23 protein-coding genes and 1 riboswitch are annotated in these 22,990 nt (G+C 72.1%); of the genes, 12 read left to right on the top strand and 11 right to left on the bottom strand.

Going from position 1 to position 22,990, the window contains the following annotated elements; genetic code table 11:
• Positions 1-149 precede the first annotated feature (149 nt).
• Positions 150-2,507 (top strand): putative bifunctional diguanylate cyclase/phosphodiesterase, encoded by a 2,358-nt coding sequence (locus ACQPZ4_RS31145; protein ID WP_433043238.1) that lies wholly within the window; start codon positions 150-152, stop codon positions 2,505-2,507.
• 15 nt (positions 2,508-2,522) lie between these two features.
• On the opposite strand, the gene ACQPZ4_RS31150 is transcribed toward ACQPZ4_RS31145, so the two are convergent.
• On the bottom strand, positions 2,523-3,470 hold the full coding sequence (locus ACQPZ4_RS31150) for an anti-sigma factor RsbA family regulatory protein (protein ID WP_433043241.1): 948 nt from the start codon (positions 3,468-3,470) through the stop codon (positions 2,523-2,525).
• A complete protein-coding gene (locus tag ACQPZ4_RS31155) occupies positions 3,467-4,243 on the bottom strand; it encodes an MEDS domain-containing protein (protein WP_433043244.1) in 777 nt (258 codons plus the stop codon). The genes ACQPZ4_RS31150 and ACQPZ4_RS31155 overlap by 4 nt, the downstream gene beginning before the upstream one ends.
• Positions 4,244-4,374: 131 nt before the next feature.
• On the opposite strand from ACQPZ4_RS31155, the gene ACQPZ4_RS31160 reads away from it, so the two are divergent.
• Positions 4,375-5,007: an NADPH-dependent F420 reductase gene (locus tag ACQPZ4_RS31160; RefSeq protein WP_433043247.1), complete on the top strand. Its 633-nt coding sequence runs from the start codon at positions 4,375-4,377 to the stop codon at positions 5,005-5,007.
• An 11-nt stretch (positions 5,008-5,018) separates the two neighbouring features.
• Here the strand turns inward: ACQPZ4_RS31160 and ACQPZ4_RS31165 are convergent, their stop codons facing one another.
• Positions 5,019-5,642 carry a response regulator transcription factor gene (locus ACQPZ4_RS31165; protein ID WP_433043250.1) on the bottom strand — a complete coding sequence of 208 codons (624 nt, stop codon included), beginning with the start codon at positions 5,640-5,642 and terminating at the stop codon, positions 5,019-5,021.
• Entirely contained in the window at positions 5,639-6,811 is a 1,173-nt protein-coding gene (locus tag ACQPZ4_RS31170) for a sensor histidine kinase (protein ID WP_433043253.1), read from the bottom strand. Before ACQPZ4_RS31170 ends, ACQPZ4_RS31165 begins: the two co-directional genes overlap by 4 nt.
• Before the next feature lie 86 nt (positions 6,812-6,897).
• On the opposite strand from ACQPZ4_RS31170, the gene ACQPZ4_RS31175 reads away from it, so the two are divergent.
• Positions 6,898-7,074 carry a hypothetical protein gene (locus ACQPZ4_RS31175; RefSeq protein ID WP_433043256.1) on the top strand — a complete coding sequence of 59 codons (177 nt, stop codon included), beginning with the start codon at positions 6,898-6,900 and terminating at the stop codon, positions 7,072-7,074.
• On the opposite strand, the gene ACQPZ4_RS31180 is transcribed toward ACQPZ4_RS31175, so the two are convergent.
• Both ACQPZ4_RS31180 and ACQPZ4_RS31185 read right to left on the bottom strand, forming a co-directional pair.
• The gene (locus ACQPZ4_RS31180) at positions 7,055-7,723 is read right to left on the bottom strand and encodes a class I SAM-dependent methyltransferase (protein WP_433043259.1); all 669 of its coding nucleotides are present in this window, start codon (positions 7,721-7,723) and stop codon (positions 7,055-7,057) included. The genes ACQPZ4_RS31175 and ACQPZ4_RS31180 overlap by 20 nt on opposite strands.
• Positions 7,724-7,826: 103 nt before the next feature.
• Complete coding sequence (locus tag ACQPZ4_RS31185) at positions 7,827-8,795, bottom strand: STAS domain-containing protein (protein ID WP_433043262.1); 969 nt, start codon at positions 8,793-8,795, stop codon at positions 7,827-7,829.
• Positions 8,796-8,934: 139 nt separating this feature from the next.
• On the opposite strand from ACQPZ4_RS31185, the gene ACQPZ4_RS31190 reads away from it, so the two are divergent.
• From ACQPZ4_RS31190 to ACQPZ4_RS31200, 3 genes are all read left to right on the top strand, one after another.
• Positions 8,935-10,155: an MFS transporter gene (locus ACQPZ4_RS31190; protein ID WP_433043265.1), complete on the top strand. Its 1,221-nt coding sequence runs from the start codon at positions 8,935-8,937 to the stop codon at positions 10,153-10,155.
• 171 nt (positions 10,156-10,326) lie between these two features.
• Entirely contained in the window at positions 10,327-11,349 is a 1,023-nt protein-coding gene (locus ACQPZ4_RS31195; RefSeq protein ID WP_433043268.1) for a glycoside hydrolase family 18 protein, read from the top strand.
• 120 nt (positions 11,350-11,469) lie between these two features.
• Positions 11,470-11,646: riboswitch (cyclic di-AMP (ydaO/yuaA leader) on the top strand.
• A gap of 7 nt (positions 11,647-11,653) precedes the next feature.
• Positions 11,654-12,652: an NlpC/P60 family protein gene (locus tag ACQPZ4_RS31200; RefSeq protein ID WP_433043271.1), complete on the top strand. Its 999-nt coding sequence runs from the start codon at positions 11,654-11,656 to the stop codon at positions 12,650-12,652.
• 4 nt (positions 12,653-12,656) lie between these two features.
• On the opposite strand, the gene ACQPZ4_RS31205 is transcribed toward ACQPZ4_RS31200, so the two are convergent.
• Together ACQPZ4_RS31205 and ACQPZ4_RS31210 are read right to left on the bottom strand one after the other, a co-directional pair.
• Positions 12,657-13,235, bottom strand: a complete 579-nt coding sequence (locus tag ACQPZ4_RS31205) for a GNAT family N-acetyltransferase (RefSeq protein WP_433043274.1) — start codon at positions 13,233-13,235, stop codon at positions 12,657-12,659.
• 2 nt (positions 13,236-13,237) lie between these two features.
• Positions 13,238-13,648, bottom strand: coding sequence for a DUF6924 domain-containing protein (locus ACQPZ4_RS31210; RefSeq protein ID WP_433043277.1), 411 nt, complete (start codon positions 13,646-13,648; stop codon positions 13,238-13,240).
• Between the two features lie 77 nt (positions 13,649-13,725).
• Between ACQPZ4_RS31210 and ACQPZ4_RS31215 the strand changes: the two genes are divergently transcribed.
• From ACQPZ4_RS31215 to ACQPZ4_RS31225, 3 genes are all read left to right on the top strand, one after another.
• On the top strand, positions 13,726-14,124 hold the full coding sequence (locus tag ACQPZ4_RS31215) for a VOC family protein (RefSeq protein ID WP_433043280.1): 399 nt from the start codon (positions 13,726-13,728) through the stop codon (positions 14,122-14,124).
• 73 nt (positions 14,125-14,197) lie between these two features.
• A complete protein-coding gene (locus ACQPZ4_RS31220) occupies positions 14,198-16,084 on the top strand; it encodes a glycosyl hydrolase family 18 protein (RefSeq protein WP_433043283.1) in 1,887 nt (628 codons plus the stop codon).
• Between the two features lie 91 nt (positions 16,085-16,175).
• Positions 16,176-16,355: a hypothetical protein gene (locus tag ACQPZ4_RS31225; RefSeq protein ID WP_433043286.1), complete on the top strand. Its 180-nt coding sequence runs from the start codon at positions 16,176-16,178 to the stop codon at positions 16,353-16,355.
• A gap of 1 nt (position 16,356) precedes the next feature.
• On the opposite strand, the gene ACQPZ4_RS31230 is transcribed toward ACQPZ4_RS31225, so the two are convergent.
• Genes ACQPZ4_RS31230 through ACQPZ4_RS31240 form a run of 3 tightly spaced genes read right to left on the bottom strand, consistent with a single transcriptional unit; the run spans position 16,357 to position 19,445 of the window.
• Positions 16,357-16,644, bottom strand: a complete 288-nt coding sequence (locus ACQPZ4_RS31230) for a YggT family protein (RefSeq protein ID WP_433043289.1) — start codon at positions 16,642-16,644, stop codon at positions 16,357-16,359.
• Positions 16,645-16,670: 26 nt separating this feature from the next.
• Complete coding sequence (locus ACQPZ4_RS31235; RefSeq protein ID WP_433043292.1) at positions 16,671-18,278, bottom strand: methyl-accepting chemotaxis protein; 1,608 nt, start codon at positions 18,276-18,278, stop codon at positions 16,671-16,673.
• Between the two features lie 39 nt (positions 18,279-18,317).
• Entirely contained in the window at positions 18,318-19,445 is a 1,128-nt protein-coding gene (locus tag ACQPZ4_RS31240) for a diguanylate cyclase domain-containing protein (protein ID WP_433043295.1), read from the bottom strand.
• Positions 19,446-19,571: 126 nt separating this feature from the next.
• On the opposite strand from ACQPZ4_RS31240, the gene ACQPZ4_RS31245 reads away from it, so the two are divergent.
• The 3 genes from ACQPZ4_RS31245 to ACQPZ4_RS31255 all read left to right on the top strand — a co-directional run bounded on the left by ACQPZ4_RS31245 (position 19,572) and on the right by ACQPZ4_RS31255 (position 22,903).
• Positions 19,572-20,891 (top strand): extracellular solute-binding protein, encoded by a 1,320-nt coding sequence (locus ACQPZ4_RS31245; RefSeq protein WP_433043297.1) that lies wholly within the window; start codon positions 19,572-19,574, stop codon positions 20,889-20,891.
• A gap of 286 nt (positions 20,892-21,177) precedes the next feature.
• On the top strand, positions 21,178-21,369 hold the full coding sequence (locus ACQPZ4_RS31250) for a hypothetical protein (RefSeq protein WP_433043300.1): 192 nt from the start codon (positions 21,178-21,180) through the stop codon (positions 21,367-21,369).
• A gap of 91 nt (positions 21,370-21,460) precedes the next feature.
• On the top strand, positions 21,461-22,903 hold the full coding sequence (locus ACQPZ4_RS31255; RefSeq protein ID WP_433043303.1) for a hypothetical protein: 1,443 nt from the start codon (positions 21,461-21,463) through the stop codon (positions 22,901-22,903).
• Positions 22,904-22,990 lie beyond the last annotated feature (87 nt).

Consider the following 22,990-nt stretch of genomic DNA (forward strand, 5'->3'; position numbering starts at 1 on the left):
CGCCGGTGAGGAATTTACCCGGGTGAATCGTCGGATCCGGTTCGTGGCGGATCGGCGGATGGGCGGGACGCGCGTTTCCTTCATATTCTGGCGCGACGACCGATCTGAGCGACGGCGTGACCGGCCGACCCGGAGGGAGTGTGCGGCGGATGAGCGGCATCGACCCCGGTGTGGCGCGCGCGGACGAGCGGGCCGACACCCGGCCCCTGCTGCTCGCCTGTGTGGCGATCTTCGCGCTGGGCGGGGTCTGGACGGTGTTCTACGCGGCCGGGCTGCCCGCGCCCAAGGTGCTCATGTGGCTCACGGTGCCCGCGACCAGCATCGTGGCGATGCTGACGACGCTGCGGGTGGCCCGCACGCCGGGGCTGCACCCGGCCGCCCGGCGGTTCTGGCTGCACCTGACCGTGGTCGAGGGGTTCGTGCTGGCCGGCGCCTCGCTGATGACGGTGTCGACGTTCGCGCGCTGGTCGGACCGGCCGATGCTGTTCGTCGGCGCCGGGGTACCGCTGCTGTCCCTGGCTCTTCTGCTCGTGATGTGGGCGCTGCTGCGGCTTCCGGCCGGGCATCGCTCGCGCAGTGAGTGGGTGCGCCTGACGCTGGACGGCGCGACGGTCACGGCCGGGGCCGCGCTGTTCCTCTGGCACCTGGTGCTGCGGCCGCTGGTGGAGACGCACACCGAGGTGCCCAAGTTCCTCGGCATGGTGCTCATCGCCCTGTTGTGCCTGCTCGCGCTGGTCGCGGTGATGAAGGTGGCGATGGTCGGCAGCGGGCCGGTGACCATGGCGTCGCTGCGGCTGCTCGCGCTCACCATCCTGATCGGGGTGTTCGCCTCCGCCGCGGCGCCGATCACCAACCAGCCGCGCTGGGTCGGGCTGCAGCCGATCAGCATCATCGTGAACATGCTGGTCGTGTGCTGCGCCGCGCACGTGCAGCGGCGCGGGCCCGACGACCCGGCGGGCGAGGGCGCACCGGTACGGCGCTCGCGGCGCTTCTCGTCGCTGCCCTACGTCGCCGTCGGCGCGACCTCCCTGCTCCTGGCCGTGCAGAGCTTCCGGGCCGGCCGCGAGCACAGCGTGGCCGACATCGCCCCGGTGGCGCTCGGGGCCATCCTGATCACCGGGCTCGTCGTGGTCCGCCAGTTCGTCGCGCTGCGTGACAACGCGCACCTGCTCGACTCGGTCAGCCGCCACGAGCAGCAGCTGCAGCACCAGGCGACCCACGACACGCTCACCGGCCTGGCCAACCGGGCCGGCTTCAGCGCCATCGTCGAGCACGCGCTGGACCGGGCGGCGGCGGACACCCAGGCGGCGGTACTGCTGATCGACCTCGACGACTTCAAGGAGGTCAACGACACGCTCGGCCATGCCGTCGGCGACGACGTGCTGGTCGCGGTGGCCCAGCGGCTGCGCGCGGCGGTGCGGGGCAACGACGGTGACGTGGTGGCCCGCCTGGGCGGCGACGAGTTCGCGGTCCTGCTGCGCCACGCGCCCGGCGGGGACGCCGACCGGGCCGCGGAGCGGGTGCTGGCCCTGCTCGCGCCGCCGGTCAGCGCGGCCGGGCACCACCTGCTCGTGCACGCCAGCATCGGCGTGGCGCCCGCCCGGCCCGGCGACGACCTGGGGACGCTGCTGCGCAAGGCGGACATCGCGATGTACGCCGCGAAGGACCGCGGCAAGGGCAACTCGGTCGGCTACACCCCGGACATGGCCGCCCGCATCCAGGCCCACGCCGAGCTGGGCGCGGACCTGCGCGACGCGATCGGCACCGACCGGCTGTTCCTGCGCTACCAGCCGATCGTCCGCCTCGACGACGGCTCGGTGGTCGGCGCGGAGGCCCTGATGCGCTTCGAGCACCCGACCCGGGGGCCGATCTCCCCCGCCGAGTTCATCCCGGTCGCCGAGCAGTCCGGCCTCATCGTGCCGCTGGGGCGCTGGGCCCTGCGCGAGGCGTGCCGGCAGATGGCGGAGTGGCTGCTGCGGTACGGCCAGAAGGCCCTCTGGTCGATCACCGTCAACGTCGCCGGGCGCCAGCTGCAGGACCCCGGCTTCGTCGACGACGTGCGGGCGGCCCTCGCGTCGGCCCGGCTGGCCCCGGACCGGCTCCTGGTCGAGGTGACGGAGACGGCGGTGCTCGGGGACGGGCCGGCGATCGCGACTCTGCACGAGCTGCGCGCGCTCGGTGTGCGCATCGCGCTGGACGACTTCGGCACGGCCGCCTCCTCGCTCGGGCTGCTGCTCACGTGCCCGGTCACGACGCTCAAGCTGGACCGGAGCTTCGTGGAGGAGATCACGACGGCGGGGCGGCCGGCGGCGGTGGCGCAGGCGGTCATCCACATCGCGCAGACCCTCGACCTGGCCGCCGTCGCGGAGGGGATCGAGACCGAGGACCAGGCCCGGGTGCTGCGGCAGCAGGGGTACCTGCTCGGCCAGGGCTACTTCTACGCGCGTCCGATGGCGGCGCGGGAGCTCGAGCAGCGGCTGGAGCCGGCGCGCCAGCCTGCGTTCTAGCTTCCTGCGGTCGTTTCAGCTTCCTACGGTCAGCCTGATCGTGAAACCGTCCGTTCCGCGCTGCATGCTCACGTGGTCGCACACCTGGTGCGCGATCCACAGCCCGAAGCCGGCCGAGTTCTCGCTGGTCGCGGCCAGCAGGCCGGCGTAGGGGTCCTTCGGGCCGGGCCCGGTGTCGGCCACCGTGACCACCACGCGCCCGTCGGCGGCCCACACGCGCATCCGGACGGGCGCGCGGCCGTACCGGTGCGCGTTGGCCACGATCTCGCTCACCGCGAGCGTCAGGTCGTCGATGCGCTCCTCGCCGATGCGGCCCTCGCCGACCGTGCGCACCACCTGGCGGGCCTGCTCCGGCGGCGGCCCGAGCACGTCGGCGGCGGCCGGGCAGCGCTGCAGCGGGTCGGCGATCTCCGGCCGGTTCTCCAGCAGGAACGTCTCCGGATCGGTGTACTCCGCGTTCGCCGTGTGCTCACCCAGCGGACCGGCGGTGAACGGGTGCGTGCGGTGCATGTCCGCGAGCACGTGCGACGGGGCGGACCGAGCGTCGTACGCGCACATGCTCCACAGCGGGAACTCGTCGTACGCGTGGTTGATCGCCGACTCGTAGCAGGCCCACCAGTCCCAGCACGCCCCGAAGTGCTCGGGCAGCAGCTCCCCCACGATGCGGATCTGCCCGGCGCCGGCGTCCACCTGCTCGGCCAGCAGCGTCCGGTACGCGCGGATGGCGCCCGCCGGCCGCGCGTACACCTCGCCGCCGCTCAGGAACGTCACCGGGCACCCCGCTGGCAGCGCCCGCTCGACCAGGGCGGCGTTGCGGGCGCCGAACGACACCATGGTCGGCTCGCCGGCCACCACCCCGCCGAGCAGGAACGGCACGACCACGTCGAGCAGGTGCTCATCGGAGTCGTAGCAGATCGCCTCGTGCAGGTACCCGGTGTGCCCGGCCCCGGCCCCCGTCCTCATCGCGCCGCCTCTACCCGAATCCGCGTCAGCCGCAGCAGCTCGACCAGGTGGGCCGCGGTCGCCAGCGGGGTGTGCAGCACCGCCGTGACGTCCCGTTGCTCCGCATGGCGCTGCAGGTGCAGCAGCGCCCGATGGTCGATGAAGCGAAGGGCGTGCGCGTGGAACACGATCTTTCCGTTCTCAGGACGAGGTTGTACCCGGGCGAGCGCGGCGGGAAACAGCTCCTCGGCTGTGCTGTCGAGCTCACCGCTCAGCAGCGCGGCATTCGGGTCGTGCGGGTCCCCGCGCACCGCGAACAGGACATCCGCCGCGTTGGTACCGGGATGCAGGCACGCGAGCGCGCCGACCGCCTCATCGCCGACCGTGCCGCGGTGCAACGCGCAGATCGCGCGCATCGGATGGACGGCGATGTACCGGTCGACGAGCGCCTCGTACCGCGCGAACGCGTCCAGGCGCTCGGCGGTGTCCACGAGCGCCGTACAGTCCGCGAACACCCGCAGCCCGGTGTGCCCGTCGCCGAGCGCGGCCGCCGTGGCCTGCGCGTACGCGGCGACCTGGGCCTCGGGCTCGACCAGCTCGCCGGCCGCGTAGGTGGCCTCGAGCGAGACGAACTCGGCCCCGGCGGGCAGCCAGCCGGGGTCGCTGGTGCCGGCGAACCAGACCCGTTCCCCGGCCGCGATCCCGGCGCCGAGGTATGCCTGCGCGTATGCGTGCAGTTGCCCCGGGGTGTCGTACGTCCAGCAGAGATGCTGGTCGGCGGCCGAGGTACTCACGTTCGAAGGGTAACCCCGTTTCCGCACCCGGCGCGCGTCGAGCATTGCGCACTCTGTCCTTTCGGCATTGCGCGCTTTTGGTGCGCCGTACGCGTTGCGTGAATCCGCCCGGGGCGGGTAGCCGGGGACCCATGAGAATCGGACTCATCGGAGCCGGCCACATGGGCTCCACCCTCGCCCACCTGTGCGTCGAGGCCGGCGACGACGTGGCGATCGCCAACTCCCGCGGCCCCGACACCCTGCGCGACCTGGAACTGATGCTGGGCGAACACGCCGTGGCCGCCACTCCCGACGAGGCCGCCCGCTTCGGCGACATCGTGGTGCTGGCGGTGCCGTTCGGCCAGTACCAGGACCTCCCGGCCGCCGCCCTGTCCGGCAAGACCGTGGTCGACGCCTGCAACTACTACCCCCAGCGCGACGGCCACCACGCGGCCCTGGACGACGGCCGGGTGACGAGCAGCGAACTGATCCAGCGGGAACTGCCCGGCGCCCACGTGGTCAAGGCCTTCAACGCCATGCGCTGGGACCACCTGCGCGACTACCACCACTCGGCGGGCGCCCTGCGCCGCTACGGCATCCCGGTCTCCTCCGACGACCCGGCCGCCAAATGGCGCGTCATGGACCTGGTCGAGCAGCTGGGCTACGAACCGGTCGACGCGGGCTCCCTGCGCGCGGGCGGCCGCAAACACCAGCCCGGCACCGACGTCTACACCGCCGACCTCTGGGCCGACGAACTCCGCGACCGCATCGGCATCGACGCCTGATCCTCCTGTTTTTACAGGGGCGGCAGCAGTCCCCGGGCGATGGCCGTGGTGACCGCGGCGGTGCGGTCCTTCACGCCGAGCTTCTCGAAGATGCGCATCACGTGGCTCTTCACGGTCGCCTCGCTCACGAACAGCTCCCGCCCGGTCTCCGGATTGGACAGCCCCCGGGCCAGACACCGCAGCACGTCCATCTCCCGGCTGGTCAGCTGCGGCACGTCCCCCCGCCGGTACCGCACGAGCCGATCCGCCGCCGGCGCCGCGATCGCCGTCCCCCCACGCGCCGCCGTGCGCACCGCGGCCGTCAACTCCTCCCGGCTGCACCCCTTGAGCAGATATCCCACGGCCCCGGCGGCCACCGCCCGCACCACGTCCCCGTCGGTGTCATAGCTGGTCAGCACCAGAATCCGAGCCGTACCGGCGGCGGTGATCCGCTCGATCGCGGTGATCCCGTCCAGATCCGGCAGCCGCAGATCCATGAGCACCACATCCGGCCGCAACACCGCCGCGAGCCGGACCGCCTCATGCCCGCGCCCGCAGTCGGCCTCCACCACGAGATCCGGCTCCCGATCGAGCACCGCCCGCAACCCGTCCCGCACAATCGGATGGTCATCCACCACGAGCAGCCGCACCGTCATGCCGGAAGCTCCACGTCGAGCGTCGCGCCCGCGCCCGGGCTCGACCGCACATCGACCGATCCGCCCGCCGCGGTGACGCGTTCGCGCAGTCCGGCCAGACCGAATCCGGGAGTCGGCGCGTCCACGTCGAACCCGCGCCCGTCGTCGTGCACGCGAAGGGCGAGAACGCCGCCGTCGTACCGGATGTGCACGTCCACATGCGCCGCCCGCGCATGGCGGCGCACGTTTGCCAGCGCCTCCTGCACGGCGCGCAGGGCCACGACCTCCAACTCGGCGGGCAGCGGCCGCGGCTCCCCCTCGACGGTCAGCTCGGCGCCGCCGGGCAGGTCGGGCCCGATCCGGTCGACGACCTGCCGCAAAGCAGCCGGCAGCGACGCCGAACGCAGGGCCGGTGGCGTGGCCGCATCGATCATCGACCGCGCCTCGGCAAGGTTGTCCCGGGCGGTGTCGCGGGCTCGCAGGAGGTACACGAGTGCGTTCTGCTGTTCTTCTCCGAGCTCCGACTCGAGCGCGTCGAGCAGCAACAGCACACTGGTGAACCCCTGCGCAACGGTGTCGTGGATGTCGCGGGCCATCCGCTCACGCTCGGCCAGCGCACCCGCCTCCCGGCTGACCAGGGCAAGCTCGGCACGAGTGGCCTCGAGTTCGGCAACGAGCCGCGCCCGATGCGCACTCTGCTCGATGATGCGCGTAATCCACAGTCCGACGCCGATCGCGCACAGCAGCGCAAGCCCGGCGGGCACGAGCACCGTTTCGGGCTCCTCGAGGCGGAACGCGAACGCCATGGCCGTGGCGACGACGGCGGCGATCGTTCCGGCCACCGCCTGCCTGGCCGGCAGCATCGCCCACACGTGCGGAAACAACACCGTCAGGAGCACCGCCCCGGCCGGCGCGACGGCGACCGCGGCGGCCGTGAGGGCGACCGCGATCCCGACGTACGTCCAGCCCCCGCCACCGCGCGGCCGCCGCAGCAGCCGGGCACCGGCCAGCGGGTACCACGCGGCCAGCGCACCGACGAGCGCAACCCCGAGGATCCGCTCCCGCACGGCGAGGTCCGCGTCGAACCCGATCAGCCCGGCGGCGACGACAGTGAGCGCGGCGAAGGCGAGATGCCACCCGACAGCGAGGCGGTGCCACTCGTGCTGCCCCGGGTCCGCGGTCGCGCTCATCCCGTCAGCATCCCCCGCACACGACCCGCGCGCATCCAACGGTCGTTGGATGCGCACCCGGCCCCGTCCGCGCGAACCTGACGACCATGACCCCACGCCTGACGCTGAACATCATGCTGTTCCTGACCGTCTGCTACGGCGCCGCGGTGGCGATCCTGGCCGTGACCGACACACCCGGCCTCGGCAACTTCACCATCATCGGCGCGATCGTGCTGGGCGTGCTGTGGGTGGGGCGCGGCTTCCTCATCCGCGGATCACGCTGACGTCCGGCGTCGCCCCTGCGCGGGTGGCGGTTCCGACGATCCAGTCGTCGCCGTCGCGCGTGACGGTGCAGGTCCAGCCAAGCGTGTGCAGCCGTTCGCGCAGGGCGGCGGGGTCGATGAAGTGCTTCACGATGCGGTACGTGCGGCCGTCGTTGAGGCGCCGTTCGACGATCCCGTCGCTGACGTACGCCTCCTTGGGACGCTCGTCGGTGTGCTCGTCGATGAACAGCACGCGGCCGCCGCCGGTGAGCCAGCTGCCCACCAGGCGCCAGAACTCGGCGAACCGCTCATCGGGCACGTGCGACAGCCACGCCGAGAAGAACACGACGTCGAAACGCTCGCCCGGGGCGTACCCGAAGATGTCGGCGCCGGCGAATGTGACGTTCGACGGCGCTCGCTCCCGCGCGATCGCGAGCGTTTCCGGCGCGGCGTCGACGGCGAGCACCGAATCGGCCTCGCGGGCGAGCGCCTCGGTCCAGAGGCCGGTGCCGCAGGCGAGCTCGAGGACACGGCCGCGCGGGGCCATCGCGGCGACCAGCCGGGCGATGCGGGTGCGGGCCGCGTCGACGTCGCCGTACGCGGTGGCGTCGTACTCCGCCGCGCGGCTGCGGTAGTAGCCGACCTGCTCGGCCAGCACGTTGTCCGTCATCGGTCCATCCTGCCTCAAGCACGCACACCGCCGGTGCGCGCTTCCGCCCCGGCACGGTCGGGTCATGACGCGGTGAGCATGCCGCCAACGATGCCGGCGGACCTCAGCGGCGGGCCGCGGTCGGCAGGCGGGCCGCGGTCGGCAGGCGGGCCTCGTCCTCCACGAAGCTCAGCGGCGGGCGGGGGTCCAGGCGATCGAGCACCGTGCGGGCGATGTGGCCGGGGCCGGCAAGGAGATAGCAGTCCACGGCGCCGTCCTCGCACCGGCGCACGGCGTCGATCAGGACCCGGGCGCCGGCCGCGGCCAGGAAATCCAGCTCGCGCAGGTCGATGACGAGCGATTGGCGAGGTGCCAGAGCGGCTACGGTACGGCGAAGCAGCTGCCTGCATCCCGGAGCTGTCACGGCGTCCAGGGCACCGCCGAGCAGTACTGCCATGCCGTCGGTCGTTCGGGTCACGCTGACGCCCGGGGGTGTCGGGTCGGCCGTGCGCGCGCGCCGGGGCAGGGTGGGGGCGGCCGGGACGCCCGCCATGGCCTCGGCGGCGAACCCGGCGAGGCGGTCCTGGCCCGGGTGTGGGCCGGGCGTGCGGTACTGCAATGACAGTACGCCCAGCGGGTCGCCGCGCTCGTCGCGCAGGAGGTAGGCGTGGACGGCGGCGAACCCCAGGTCGGTGGCGGGGGCCACGCGCTCGAGGACGACCGGGTCCGTCATGTCCGGGCCGACACCGGCGGCGGTCAGGAAGGCGGTGAGGCGGTCGCGCAGGCGCAGGGGCACGCCGCTGTGGCGGACCGTGCGCAGCGCGGTGGTCTTGGGGTCGAAGACGTGCAGGGTGCAGGCGTCGGCGAGGCGGCCCGCGGCCACCACGATCGCGGTGCGGACGATGTGGCGGTCGGCCAACGCCAGGAACTCGGGCGCCACGAGGGTTTCGGGGTCGGCGCGCAGCCGGCGGTGGAATTCCGCGAGGACCCCACGGCGGCTGGCGCGCATTTCGGCGTCGATGACGTCCTGTTGCTGGCGCGGCGGTAGGCCGCGCCGCGACCGTACGCCGCCGATCGGAGCATCTGGGTCCATGCCGCGCTCCGTCACCGTTGTCGCCTCGGCGGGATGCCGCCGGCTCAGCTCACCCTACTCCCGGGCCGGCAAAGCCGCAGCGCACACACTCGACATCGAGTTCGCGGTAAGGGCCTGAGACCCGTATGGTGCTGTACCCGTGAACAGGTTGGTCGAGGTTGCGGTGCCGGAACGGCTGGGGCGCGGGTACCGGTGGTTGCTCGCCTCATCGTGGACCAGCAACCTCGGCGACGGGATCGCGCTGGCCGCCGGGCCGCTGCTCGTGGCCTCGCTCACCGACAACGCGTTCCTGGTGTCGCTGGCGGCGTTGTTGCGGTGGGCGCCGCCGCTGGTCTTCGGCCTGTACGCGGGCGTGCTCTCCGACCGGCTCGACCGGCGGCGGATCGTGATGGCCGCGGACGGGCTGCGCGGGGTCGTGCTCGTCGCGCTGGTGGTGCTGCTGGTCACCGGCCATCTCCCGGTCGCCGGTGCGCTGGTGGCGATCGGGCTGCTGACGGTGGGTGAGGTGTTCGCCGACAACGCCGCGCAGACGATCGCGCCGATGCTGGTACCACGGGACGATCTTGTTCTTGCAAACGCGCGGCTGCAGGCGGGCTATATCACGCTGAACAACCTCGTCGGGCCGCCGATCGGGGCGCTGCTGTTCGCGGCGGGGCACGCGTGGCCCTTCGCCGCCGAGAGTGTGCTGGTCGTGGCCGGGGTCGTGCTCGTGTCGCGGATGGCGCTGCCGGCCGATCCCGCGGCGTCCGAGCGACCCGCGGGGGTGCGGCACGCCGTCGTCGAGGGGCTGCGGTGGACCGCCGGGCACGCCGCCGTGCGCACGCTGTCGCTGACGATCCTGATCTTCAACTTCACGTTCGGGGCGGCGTGGTCGGTGCTCGTGCTGTACGCGCAGCAGCGGCTCGGACTCGGGCCGACCGGCTTCGGCGTGTTCACGACGCTGGGCGCGGTGGGCGGGCTGGTCGGCACCGGGATGTACGGCTGGCTGACCCGGCGCGTGAGCCTGGGCAACATCATGCGGGCAGGCCTCATCATCGAGACGCTGACGCACCTCGCCCTGGCCGTGACGACGTCACCCTGGCTCGCGGGGGCGATCATGTTCGTCTTCGGGGCGCACGCCTTCATCTGGGGTACTACGTCGCTGACGGTCCGGCAACGCGCGGTGCCGACGCAGCTGCAGGGGCGGGTGGGCAGCGTCAACACGATCAGCACGTTCGGGGGGCTGGTGGTGGGCTCGCTGATCGGCGGGACGCTGGCCACGCAGGTCGGCGTGACGGCGCCGTTCTGGTTCGCGTTCGGGGGGTCGGCGGTGTTCGTCGTGCTGTTGTGGCGCTCGCTGGCGCGGATCGCGCACGGGTAGCTCGGCTCGGGAAAATGTCGTACCCGGGTGGCAGGATGTGGTGACACGAGGGCCGGCAGCAGCGGGATAGCAGTATCCCGTGCCGGCGGCGTATCCGACCCGGCCGGTGTCCGCCCCGCCGCCGGGGCAGCCGGGGTGGCCGGCTTCCTGAAATCCGGTACAACATCAAGCATGGTTGTTCTGGGAGCCTATTTTCCGGCGTCTAGTGCTGACGCGTACCCGATCGCGAACATTCCGGCCGGTGAGCTGACGCATCTGTTCTACGCGTTCGGGACCATCGAGCAGGGGCACCTCACGCTGCCGCGGGACGCCCCGGCGCACCTCGAGGCGCTCGCCGGGCTCAAGCGGGCGCATCCCAGGCTCCGGACCGTACTGTCGATCGGCGGCTGGGGTGCCGGCGGCTTCTCCGACGCGGCGCTGACGAAGCAGTCGCGGGCCGCGTTCGTGGACGAGACGCTGGCGCTCCTGAAGGACTTCGACGGGGTCGACCTGGACTGGGAGTTTCCGGTCTCCGGCGGGCCGGCCGAGGTCGTGCACCGGCCCGAGGATCGACGCAACGCGACGCTGCTGGCCCAGGACCTCCGGGCGCGGCTCGGGGACGGCAAGATCCTCACCGCGGCGTTGCCCGCCGCGCGGTTGCAGTCCGCCGGGGCCTATGACCCGGCCGAGAGCTTCGAGATCGCGGAGCTGGCCAAGGTGCTCGACTTCGTGAATCTCATGACGTACGACTTCGGGACCGGGTTCTCGCCGATCGCGACGTTCAACGCTCCACTCGAAGGCATCACCACGGCCGTCGACGACTACCTGCGGGCCGGGGTCGCGCGGGAGCGGCTGGTGCTCGGGGTTCCGTTCTACGGGCGGGGATTCCTCGTCGACGAGGCCGGCGAGCGGGCGGGGCTGGGGCGGCCTCAGGTCGGTACCATGGAAGCTCCTGAATATCGGGACATCGTGAACTCCTTCCTGCCCGATCCGGCCTGGGAGCGGCACCGGGACCCCGTTGCGCGGTCGCCGTGGCTCTATCACGCCGGGAAGCGGGCGTTCGTGAGCTATGAGGACGCCTTGTCGATCGAGGAGCGGGCGGCGTTCGCGGCGCAGCGGGGACTCGCGGGGGTGTTCACGTGGCAGCTGGCCGCGGATGACGACCGGCACAGCCTGCTCGGGGCCATGACGCGGCCGTTCGCCGGGGATCTTTGAGTCTGCGTTAAGTGTTGCTTAGATCGAGGCCGCGGCATTCCGTTGCCGAGATGTTGTCGTTACGTTTGGTGCAGCTCGACCGGTCCTCGTCGCTCAACCGGGCGGCCCGGGCGGGCGCCGCCGAGTCGTACGCCGGGCCTGTGAACAGGTCTCGGCGCGTGAGCCGGGGACCCAATGGGGCGGGAGTCGTTGCCGCCCATGGGGTGAATCCGTGACCGTGCGTGATGGTCGCGGTAGGGCGCACCTTCTTTCCGCCCGAACCCGTCAGCTAACCCGGTAGGCGGTCCGGAAGAAGGACGCTGTCGTGTTCATCGGACGTACGGCGCTGCGAGCGTGGCTCATCGGGCTGACGGTCGCGGCCGTGGTCGCTCCGGCGTGTGCCGCACACGCCGACCCGACGCACGAGGAGATCCAGGCCCAGATCGACAAGGGCAACCGGGACCTCGAGCTCATCGTCGAGGACTACAACAAGATCAATGGCGATCTGGAGGCGACGCAGGCCTCGATCACCAAGCTGGAGCAGGACCTGCAGCCGCTGCAGGCGAGCATGGACGAGGCCCGCAAGGGCGCCGACCAGGTTGCCGTCAACGCGTACAAGAGCGGCGGCAGCCTGGGCACGTGGTCGCTCATGCTGGGCGCCCAGTCCACCGACGGGTTCTTCGACCGGGTCGGGACGCTGGAGCAGATCTCGCGCAACCAGCAGGCGGACATCGCCACGTACACCGCGGCCAAGAACGGCTTCGACACCGAGAAGCAGCGGCTCAACGAGCAGCTCGCGGCGCAGAGCCGGCAGAAGACCGACATCGAGGCGCGGCGCAAGCAGATCGAGGGCAACATCGCCAAGCTCGACGACATGCAGAAGAAGGCCGACGAGGCGGCTGCGAAGGCCGCGGCGGCCAGCAAGGCCAAGACGACGAAGACCACCACGACGTCGAACCCGGGACCGCCGCCGGCCGTCTCCGGGGCCGCCGGGAAGGCCGTCAACTACGCGTGGGCGCAGCTGGGCAAGAAGTACGTCTTCGGCGCCGCCGGCCCGAACACGTTCGACTGCTCGGGGCTGACCATGATGGCCTGGAAGGCGGCGGGCGTGACGCTGCCGCACAACGCCGCCCAGCAGTGGGGCAAGGTCAAGCACATCACGCGCAGTCAGCTCGCCCCCGGTGACCTGGTGTTCTACAACGGGCTCGGGCACGTCGGGATCTACATCGGCAACAACCAGATCATCCACGCGCCGAACAGCCGGACCGTGGTGAAGGTGGCGCCGATCGACATCGACTCGCTCTACGGATACGGGCGGGTCTAGCAGGTCAGCGGAGTTCGCCCGGGAGCAGGCCGAAGACCACCGTGTCGCGGCGCCCGGTCTTGAACCGGAGGTGCGAGCGCAGCAGCCCCTCCCGGACGAACCCGCAGTGTTCCGCCACCCGCGCCGAGGCGAGGTTGTCCGGGCCACAGGTCAATTCCAGCCGGTGTACCCCCAGTGCCCCGAACCCCCACCCCGCCAGCAACCGCAGCGACCGCGTGGCCACACCGCGCCCGCGCGACCAGGGCGCGACCCAGTAGCCGATCGACGCGCGGGACTGGGCGGGGTCGACGTCGTACAGGGACGCGGCGCCCCAGATGCGGGCGGGATCGGCGGGGTCGACGACGGCCAGGTTCAGCGATGCGCCGGCCAGGCGGTCACGCTCGTTGTCCGCGAGCGCGGCGTGCACCTGGGCCTCGGTGATCGGCTCGACGTGCGGCCACGAGAAGCGCTGGCAGAGTTCGTCGGAGAACGCGGCGTACCGTTGCGGCGTGTCCCGCTCCTGCCAGGGCCGCAGCAGGACGGTGCCGTCGGTGAGGTCGGGGTCGGGAAACGGCAGGGCGGACCGCGGCGGGTCGTCGGGCACGGCTACGCGGACTGGCCGCGGTAGGTGCCGGTCTCGTCGACGGCCTCGGCGAAGTCGGCGAAGTCCATGTTGGCGATGCTCAGGTTCGACGCGACCTCGGCGAAGGCGGCCGGCAGCACCCGGAACGAGCGGCCCGGCTCGTCGGCGAGGTCGACGGCGAGCAGCGGGTGCTCGTCGTCGGTCATGCTGGTCTCGTCGGCGAGGAAGAGCTCGTAGACCTTGTCGTCCTCGTCGGCGGCGTCGTCGATGTCGATGAGGTCGGCGATGGTGGCCCCGTCGTACGCGGGGTCGCCGATGTACGTGGCGTGGTCCTCGCCGAAGAGCGTCTGGAGCTCGGCCCAGGCGTCATCGTCGCTGAAGTCGACCCGCACCACGAGCGCGGTGAGATCGCGGGGCTGGGGCAGCGCCGTCATGGGCGGCATCATCCCATCCCGCGCCCCTTTCCCGCGCGGGGGGCGCGCCGGGGCCCGGCTGGAGTACAAACGGCGGCATGACCAGTCGCATCTCCGTGCTCGTGATCGACGCCAACGACCCCCGCCGGATCGCCGCCTTCTGGTGTGCCGTGCTCGGCTGGGAGGTGATCGAGGAGGAGCCGGGCGACCCGCTCGTGATCACCATCGGGCCGGCCGGCGGGTCGGCGCCGGGGATCGACGTGGTGGCCGTGCCGGAGCACAAGACGATCAAGAACCGGCTGCACCTGGACCTCCGCGCGGACGGCAGCACCCAGGCGGAGGAGGTCGAGCGGCTGATCGGCCTGGGCGCCCGCCGGGTCGACGTCGGCCAGGGTCCCGACGTCTCCTGGGTGATCCTCGGCGACCCCGAGGGCAACGAGTTCTGCGTCCTCTCGCGAAGCGTCCAGGACTTGCCCTTGTCCCAACGCATCGATTGAGATTAAAATCCCGGAAAACAGTTAACAACCTTAACTGTTTACATGGGAGTGCTCTCGGTACAGGAGGAGCGAGATGCGCAGACCCGGCAGGCTCTTCGCCGGCATAGCGGCCACCGTGCTCACGGCCGCCGTCGCGTGGACCACCGTCACGCTGAACACCACGGCGCAGGCCGCCACCACCAGCGGAGGCGTCAAGTTCGCCTACTTCACGCAGTGGGGCATCTACGCCAACGGTTTCTACCCCAAGAACCTCGACACCAGCGGCATGGCAGGCAAGCTCGACTACCTCGTGTACGCGTTCGAGAACATCAACCCCACGAACCTGAGCTGCTTCGAGAACGACTCCCCCGCGTCGCAGGACGAGAACAACCCCAACGCGGGGGACAACGCCGGCGACTCGTACGCCGACTACGGCAAGTCCTACGGCGCCGACATCAGCGTCGACGGGGTGGCCGACGTCTGGAACCAGCCGCTCGTGGGCAACTTCAACCAGCTCAAGAAGCTCAAGGCCAAGTACCCGAACCTGAAGATCCTGGTCTCGATCGGCGGCTGGACCTACTCGAAGTACTTCTCCGACGCCGCCTCCACCGACGCCAACCGCAAGCGGCTGGTGAGCTCCTGCATCGACATGTTCATCAAGGGCAACCTGCCGGTCCGCAACGGCTACGGCGGCGCCGGCTCCGGTGCGGGCGTGTTCGACGGCATCGACATCGACTGGGAGTACCCGGGCGCGGCCGGGCACACCGGCAACCACTACACCGCCGCCGACAAGACCAACTACACGCTGCTCATGGCCGAGTTCCGGGCGCAGCTCGACGCGCTCGGCGGCGGCAAGAAGTGGCTGACCGCGGCGGTACCGGCCGGCCAGGACAAGATCCGCATGATCGAGACGAACAAGGTCGGGCAGTACCTCGACTACGCCAACATCATGACGTACGACATGCACGGCGGGTTCGAGCCGCAGGGCCCGGCGAACTTCCAGGACCCGCTGTACGGCTCGCCGAACGACCCGAGCCCGGTGATCGCGCCCGGCACCGGGAAGTACAACATCGACTCCGCCGTGAAGGCGTGGGTCAACGGCGACGCGAGCTACGGCATACCCGGCGGGTTCCCGGCGAGCAAGGCGACCATCGGGTACCCGTTCTACTACCGCGGCTGGACCGGCGTGCCGGCCGGGGCGAACCACGGGCTGTACCAGCCGGCGGCCAGTCCTGCGACCGGCCACGCGATGTCCGGCAACGTGCCCGGCGTGTCGTTCTACAAGGAGCTCACGGGCTTCGTGGACAACCCGTCGTACACGTACTTCGACCAGACCACCAAGTCGTCGTACTTCTACGACGGCTCGACCTTCTGGTCGGGTGACAACGCCCAGTCGATCCAGGCCAAGGCGGACTACCAGCACTGCAACGGCCTGGCCGGGGCGATGATGTACTCCCTCGAGGCGCTGGACAGCAACGCGACCCTGTTCAACCAGGTGGTCAACTCGACCAACGGGGCGACGGCCGGCTGCTCGACGACCTCGCCGACCGCCTCCGTCTCGCCGTCGCGCAGTGCCTCGGCGAGCCCGTCGCCGAGCAGGAGCCCGAGCGCGAGCCCGACCCCGACCGGCGGCACCTGCTCGGCCCCGGCCTGGAACGCGAGCACCGCCTACAGCGGCGGCGCCGTGGTCTCCTACGGCGGGCACACCTGGACCGCGAAGTGGTGGACCCAGGGCGAGACGCCGAGCACCGGCGGCTCGGGCGTGTGGACGGACAACGGCGCCTGCGGTGGTACCAGTCCGACTCCGACGGGCGGGACCGGCAACTGCGCGGGCCTGTCGCCGTACAACGCGAGCACCGCGTACACCGGCGGGCAGTCGGTGAGCTACGGCGGGCACAAGTGGACCGCCAAGTGGTGGACCCAGGGCGAGACCCCGAGCACCGGCGGCTCGGGCGTGTGGACCGACAACGGCGCGTGCTGACGGCAAAAACGACCGACAACGGCGCCTGCTAGACGCCACTCATGAGTGTGCCGCCCGGCGGAACTCCCGTCCGGGCGGCATACTCGGGATCATGACCGAACCGGAGCTCGATCCCGAGCAGTACCCGCCGATCGACCCGCGCGAGCCGGTGCCCGACGACCCGGGTGAGCTCCTGCCGGACACCCCGCAGACGCTGCCGCCGGCCCCGGCCGAGCCGATGCCGGGCGACGGCGACCCGCCGCCCGACGGGGGTGTTCCCGAACCGGCGTAACTCAGTAGAGCCTTCCGAGGATCGCCCGCAGCAGGATGATCCCCAGGAAGACGATGATGAACGCCAGGTCGATGCCCACGCCGCCGAAGCGCAGCGGGGGCAGGGCGCGGCGGACGGGGGCGAGGACCGGCTCGGTCACCGCCCACACCGCGCGGGTCACCTGGGCCCGCACCCCACCCGGCATGGGCGAGCCGGCCAGCACCGCGCTCCAGTCGAGCACGGCCCGGGCGACCAGCAGCAGCTGGAACACCAGCAACGCGATGAGCACGATGTCGAGGACGAGATCCACACAACCTCCAAAAGAACAAGTGTGCGTCAGTACTTGAACGAGCCCGCGATCCCGCTGAGCTCGCCGGCCATCGCGGCCAGGTCGCCGGCCGCCCGCTGAGCCGCGGCCGCCTCGATCGTCGTGGCGCTCGCGTTCTTCGACGCCGCCGCGATGGTCGACGCGATCTCCGCCGAGCCGGCCGCCACCGAGCCCACGTTGCGGCTGATCTCGGCCGTGGTGACGGTCTGCTCCTCGACGGCCGCGGCGATCGTCTGCTGCGCCTCCGCGACCCGGGTGACCACGGTGGAGATCCCGCCGATGGCCGCCGCGGCCCGCGCCGTCTCCTCCATGATGGCGGAGATCTTGGTGCCGATCTCCTCCGACGCCCGGGTGGTCTCCTGGGCCAGGTCCTTCACCTCGTTGGCGACCACGGCGAAGCCCTTGCCGGCCTCCCCCGCGCGGGCCGCCTCGATCGTGGCGTTGAGCGCGAGCAGGTTGGTCTGGGCCGCGATCGCGGTGATGGTCTTGACGATCGCGCCGATCTCCGCGCTCGCCTCCGACAGCTGCGCGACGGTCGCCGAGGTCGTCGCGGCGCTGGCCACCGCCTCGCCGGCCACGGTCGCGGCCACGCTGGTGCTGCGGGCGATCTCGTCGATCGCGTGGTTCATCTGCTCGGCGGCCGAGGCCAGGGTGGCGACGTTGCCGGAGATGTGGTCGGCGGAGCGGGCCACCTGGACCGTCTGCCCGCTGGTGGTCGCGGCCTGCTCGTCGAGGCGCCCGGACAGCTGGGTCAGGTCGCGGCCGGCCGCGGTGAGCGCCGCGGCCCGGTCGCCGACCTGGCCGACCGCCTCCCGGATGCCGGTGACGGCCGCGTTGAACTCGCGGGCCATGTCGGTCGCCTCGTCGCGGCCGTCCTCGGGCAGCTCGACGGCCAGGTTGCGCTGGGCCAGCTCGCGCAGGCCGCCGATCACCCGCTCGGCCGGGCGGACCACGCTCCACGTGATCACGATGGCGAGCAGGGTGGCGATGGCGACCGAGAGGGTGACGGCGACGGCGATCGCGATCACCAGCGTGCGGCGGGCGTCGTGGGCGACCTGGGCGCTGTGCTCGGCGGCGGCCACGGACCGGGCGGCGACGGAGTCCACCAGCTTGCCGGTGGCGTCGAGGATCTTGTAGTACTCGTCGTACCCCGCGCCCTCGATCAGCGCCTTGGCCGCGGCGACGGAGCCCGTGCGGTACAACGTGACGATCTGCTTGTCGTAGTCGAGGAAGGCGGCGAAGCTCGTCTCGATGGTGGCGAACAGCTGCCGCTCGGCCGGCGTCAGCAGACTCGTGTCGACCGCGTCCAGCTCCGTCTGGAGGGAGGCGGCCGAGGCCAGGTAGCCCTTGCGGTTGGGCGAGGTGTCCGCGGTCGCCGCGACCCCGCCGAGCGTGGCCACGTCGCCGGCGTAGGCGACCTGCCAGCCGGACACGTCGGCGTCGCGGAACTTCAGCTGCATCACCTGCCGCGACAGCGTCTGCAGCTGCCCGATCCCCTCGCTCGCGGTGGCCTGTGCGGCCGATCCGCGCTCCCCGATGAAGGCCATCCCGGCCAACAGCGCGCTCATGACGGCGAACGCGAGCGCCAGCCGGGTGCGGAGCCGGACCCTGCGCACAAGATTTACCATGCCCCGGAGTTCGGCAGCCGGCCTAAGTTACCGAGCAGTCATGACGCAGGACACGGCAAAGCCGCCCTTGGTACTCTGCTTCACCCGGTACATCGCCGCATCCGCCTCACGCAGCAGCCGGTCCCCGTCGCCGGCCTGTGCGGTCGTGGCCAGCCCGACGCTGGCGCCGATCCGCACGCTCGTCCCGGCGATCTCGAACGGCTCGGCGACCGCGGCCACGATCCGCTCGGCCACCGCGACCGCCGCGGCCTCCTCGGCGTCCAGGACCACCGCGAACTCGTCGCCGCCGAGGCGCACCACGGTGCCGTCGCCGGCCGCGTCCAGCAGCCGCCCGGCCACGGCGACCAGCAGCTCGTCGCCGGCGGCGTGCCCGAGGCGGTCGTTGACCGGCTTGAACTCGTCCAGGTCGACCAGCAGCAGCGCCCGGTGCGCCGGACGTTCGCCGGCCGCCCCCGCCGGACGGGCGCCCGGCCCGGCCGTCCCGGTGAGCAGCTCGGTGAGCGCGCGCCGGTTCGGCAGGCCGGTGAGCGGGTCGTGCGCGGCCTGGTGGCGCACGAGGGCCTCGTGCTCGGCGAGGGTGTCGAGGGCCTCCTGTTGCTGGCGCAGCAGCTCCTCGCGGGCGCGCATGGAGGCGCGGTGCTCGCGCTCGAAGCGGTACAGCAGCAGCCCGATCGCCGCCACCGCCGCCACCATCGCGAGGACCAGCGTGAAGTCGGCGAGCGTCTTGGCCAGATCGGCGGCGGCCGTCTCCGACTCCTCCAGGCGCTGCAGCGTGCTGGCGAGCACGACGAACGCCGGGTCCGTGCGGCCCTGTTCCAGCGCGAGGGCCTCGGCGGTCTTGCCGACGCCGAGGAGACCGAGCTCCTGGTCGAGCACAGCGTGGTACCCGGAAACCTGCTTGGAAAGCCCCTCGGACCCGGGCAGCTTGTCGAGAATGTCCCGCTCGCGCAGGCGGATGGCACCGAGCTCGCGGGCGACCTTGACGGGCGTGTTGCGGCTCGCGAGGGTCTTCCACTGCAGCGAGCTCTCCTCGTGCAGCAGCACGTTGAGCTCGTTGAGCTGGGCGCGGGTCCCCTCGTGGACGCGGCTGCGGCCGTGCAGCTCGATGTTGGCCACGGTGACGGCGGCGAGTAGCACCAGGGCGAGCGCCAGCACCCGTGGCCACCGCCACGACAACGAGTTTGCCACCGCTGCGCGCACGGTTCGACTATCGACCGCCGCTCGGCGGACCTTGGGTTTTCGGCTCAGCCACTTCCAGGACCGGTCGATAGGAGCGGTGTGATGAGGCGCACTGCACTGCTCGCGGCGGCTGCCGCCCTGCTCGCCCTGGCCGGCTGCGCGAAGGACGGCGGCACCGGCTCGGCCCCGGACGTCACCCTGGAGTTCTGGTACATGCCGTACGGCGGCCCGATCCAGGACCGCGCGGTCGTCCAGGAGACCGAGGAGTTCCACAAGCTGCACCCCAACATCACCATCAACCCCGTGCGCATCCAGTGGAGCGACGCGCTCACCCGGCTCAGCACGGCCACGACCAGCGGCGAGGGCCCGGACGTGACGGTCCTCGGCACCACCTGGGTCGGCGGCTTCAGCGCCCTCGGCGCCCTGCGGCCCTACACCGACGCGGAGATCGCCGAGGTCGGCGGCAAGGACGTCTTCGCCACGGCGGCCTGGAGCGCCAGCCACCGCCTCGGCTCCGACGAGATCACCGCGCTGCCCTGGCTGACCGACGTGCGCGCCCTGTTCTACCGCAAGGACGTGCTCGCCCAGGCCGGCATCGACCCGGCGACCGCGTTCACCGACTGGAACGCCTTCGAGCAGACCCTGCAAAAGATCAAGGCCGGCAGCGGTACCGTCTGGCCGCTCGCGATCGGCAACGAGAACAACTTCGGCATCATCCACAACGTCGCCCCCTTCATCTGGGGCGCGGGCGGCAACCTGCTCGACGACTCCGGCGACAAGTCCCTGCTGGACCAGCCCGCCGCGGTCGACGGCGTGGAGTACTACCAGCGCCTGGTCCACAAGTACGACGACCCGGCGGCCATGAAGCTCACCTCCAGCGACGTACCCGAGGCCTTCGCCAACGGCACCGGCGCCGTCACCATCGACAACTCCCAGGCGGTCGGCGACTACCTGGCCGACCCGGACCGCCCCGGCCTGAAGAACGGCTGGGGCACCGCCCCGATGCCGGCCGGCAAGGAGGGCCGCTTCGGCTTCTTCGGCGGCTCGGGCCTGGCGATCCTCAAGTCGGCCAAGCACCCCGACGAGGCCTTCGCGTGGGTGAAGTTCCTGACCGGCGAGGAGAGCCAGCGCCGGTACAGCGTCTCCTCCGGCCTGTGGCCCGCCCGCACCGCCGCGATCAAGGGCACCCGCCTGGAATCCGACCCGGCGTACGCGGCCTTCCGCACGATGATCGCGGCCGGCCGGATGTACCCGTCGATCCCGGCCTGGATCGTGGTCGAGAGCATCATCGCGAAGGACCTGGCCGACCTCTGGCACGCGCCGGACGCCCTGACCCGCGCCCAGGTCGAGGAGATCCTGCAGCGCACGACGACGGACATCGACGAGGCACTCCAGGACCCGGCCCAGACCGGCATCAACTGACCCCGAGCGCCGGGTCCCGGGGCAGGTAGGGCAGGTCGTCCACCGCCGTCTGCACGGCGCCGACGTCGTTGCCGGCCAGGGCGAGCGGGCCCAGCCAAGAGTCCAGGGCCCGCCGGACGCCGCCGGGAAACGGCTGCCGGTGCCAAGCGGCCCGCTGACGGTCGGGCCGAGGTACCGGGCCTGCCCGGCCGGGTCCACGACCAGCGGCGGCGGGTGCCCGGCGGTGCAGTAGGCCAGTGTGCCGTCGGGTCGAGCACCACGAGCGATGATGTTCCGGTGACATCTCATGGCGGGACCAGCAAGCACGCGGACGATGCGCGGCTGTTGCCGCTGCTGGACGGGCCTGGCGCTCGGGTGGCTGGAGCACGGCTTCCCGACGGCCGAGGTGATGGATGACCTGGCCGCGCTGAAGGACGCGCCGGACCGGGGGCAGCCGATCCGGCATCGCGCCCTGCGGGTGTACCGGAAGGCGCTCTGAGCGGCCCTCGCCGGCGGGGTGGGCGGTGCTCGCTGTCGTCCCGGTCGGCTCGGTGTTCGGGGCGGGGTGCTGAACCTGTACCGTGCCCGGCGTGAATGACCTGATCCACGAACTGTCCAGCGACGATCCCGAGCGGGTCGAGGTCGCGTCGCGTGCGCTCGACGAGAGCATGCAGCACCAGGGCCGGCTGCTCCCGCAGGCCGTGGACGCGGTGCCGCTGCTCGTCGGGGCGGCGGCGCGGGCGCGGTGTGAGCGGGCGTTCCTGGTCACCTGGATCGGGATGCTGGCCGACCCGCAGCACTCGTACGGCGACGACCTCCCCGCCGTCCAGGCCGCGCTCCGGAGCCACGCGGCGCCGCTCGTGGCCCTGGTGGACGACGGCGACGAGCAGGTGCGGGCGGCGGCGCTCTACCTCGCCGTCCAGGCCGATGCGGTGCCGGTCGCGCGGCTGGCGGCGATGTGGGCCGACGCGCGCGACCCGGAGCTGCGGGTGGCGCTGCTGTTCACGCTGGCCCTCGCGCCCGAGATCGTGCGCGGGGCGCTGGGCGACGAGCGGGGCGACGTACGGCTCGCCGCCGCGCTGGCGCTGCAGCGGGCCGGGCTGGCGCTGCCGGACGACCTGGGCGCGGACATCGTGGACGAGGACATCGCGCTGCCGTACCAGTGGCGGGCGCAGGCCGAGCCCGTCGTCGAGCTGCTGCTCAACGCGCCGCCCGCGCTGCAGGAGCGGCTGCTGCGGGAGAGCCCGGAGCTGTGGGCCATGGAGGAGCTGTTCCGGCGCGACCGCGGGGCCCGGTTCCGGCTCGTGCCGCTGCTCGGGCCGCTGCTCGCCGACCCGAAGACCCGCGAGGACGCCCTCGAGGTGCTGCGCACGAGCGGACAGGCCGCCGGGCGGTACCGCGCCGAGCTCGCCGACCTGGCCCCCGACCACCCGGCCGCGGCGGAGACGCTGGCCCGGCTCGACGGCAGGCCCGGGAACGGTGCGCCGGCGGTCGTCCCGCAGGAGCCGGTCGGCGAGCTGCGCGCGATCGCGACCGACCCGCGGCGGCACCCCCGCGAGCGGCTCGACGCGGCGCGGGCGCTGTGGAGCGCGACCGGCGAGACCGAGATCCCGGTCGCGGTCGCCGGCGAGTGGCTGGAAAATCGGGCCCTCGCGCCCGACGCGATGGATCTGGCCCGCCTCGCCGATGCGCGGCAGTTGACCGGCGCGATCGAGGGCTGGCTCGGCTTCGACGGCCTGCCGGGCGTGGCGGCGGCGCGGGCGCTGGCAGCGTTCGGTACACCCGCGGAACGGCTCCTGCCGGGCCTGCTGCGGTGCGTCGCGGGCGGCTCCGACCGGCCGGCCTTCGAGGCGGTCGAGCTGATCGCCGAGCTCGATGACGCGTCGGTGGCGCCGGTGCTGCTGGAGCTGGCGGGGCGGGAGCGCGCCCTGGTCACCGCCGGCCGGGACGGCGACATCGCCTGGCACGACGACGAGCTGCGGGAACGCCTGCGCGCCGCGGCCGCGCACATCGATCGGCGCCGTGGCGTTTAGCGGTACAGACGGGTGGGAATGCAAGTTGCAAGTCGGTGCGACGAAGCGCCGGCGCCGAAACCCCGCATTCGTACTGCCTTATCGACT

The sequence above is a fragment of the Dactylosporangium sp. CS-033363 genome, assembly GCF_050942475.1.
Lineage (GTDB): Bacteria > Actinomycetota > Actinomycetes > Mycobacteriales > Micromonosporaceae > Dactylosporangium.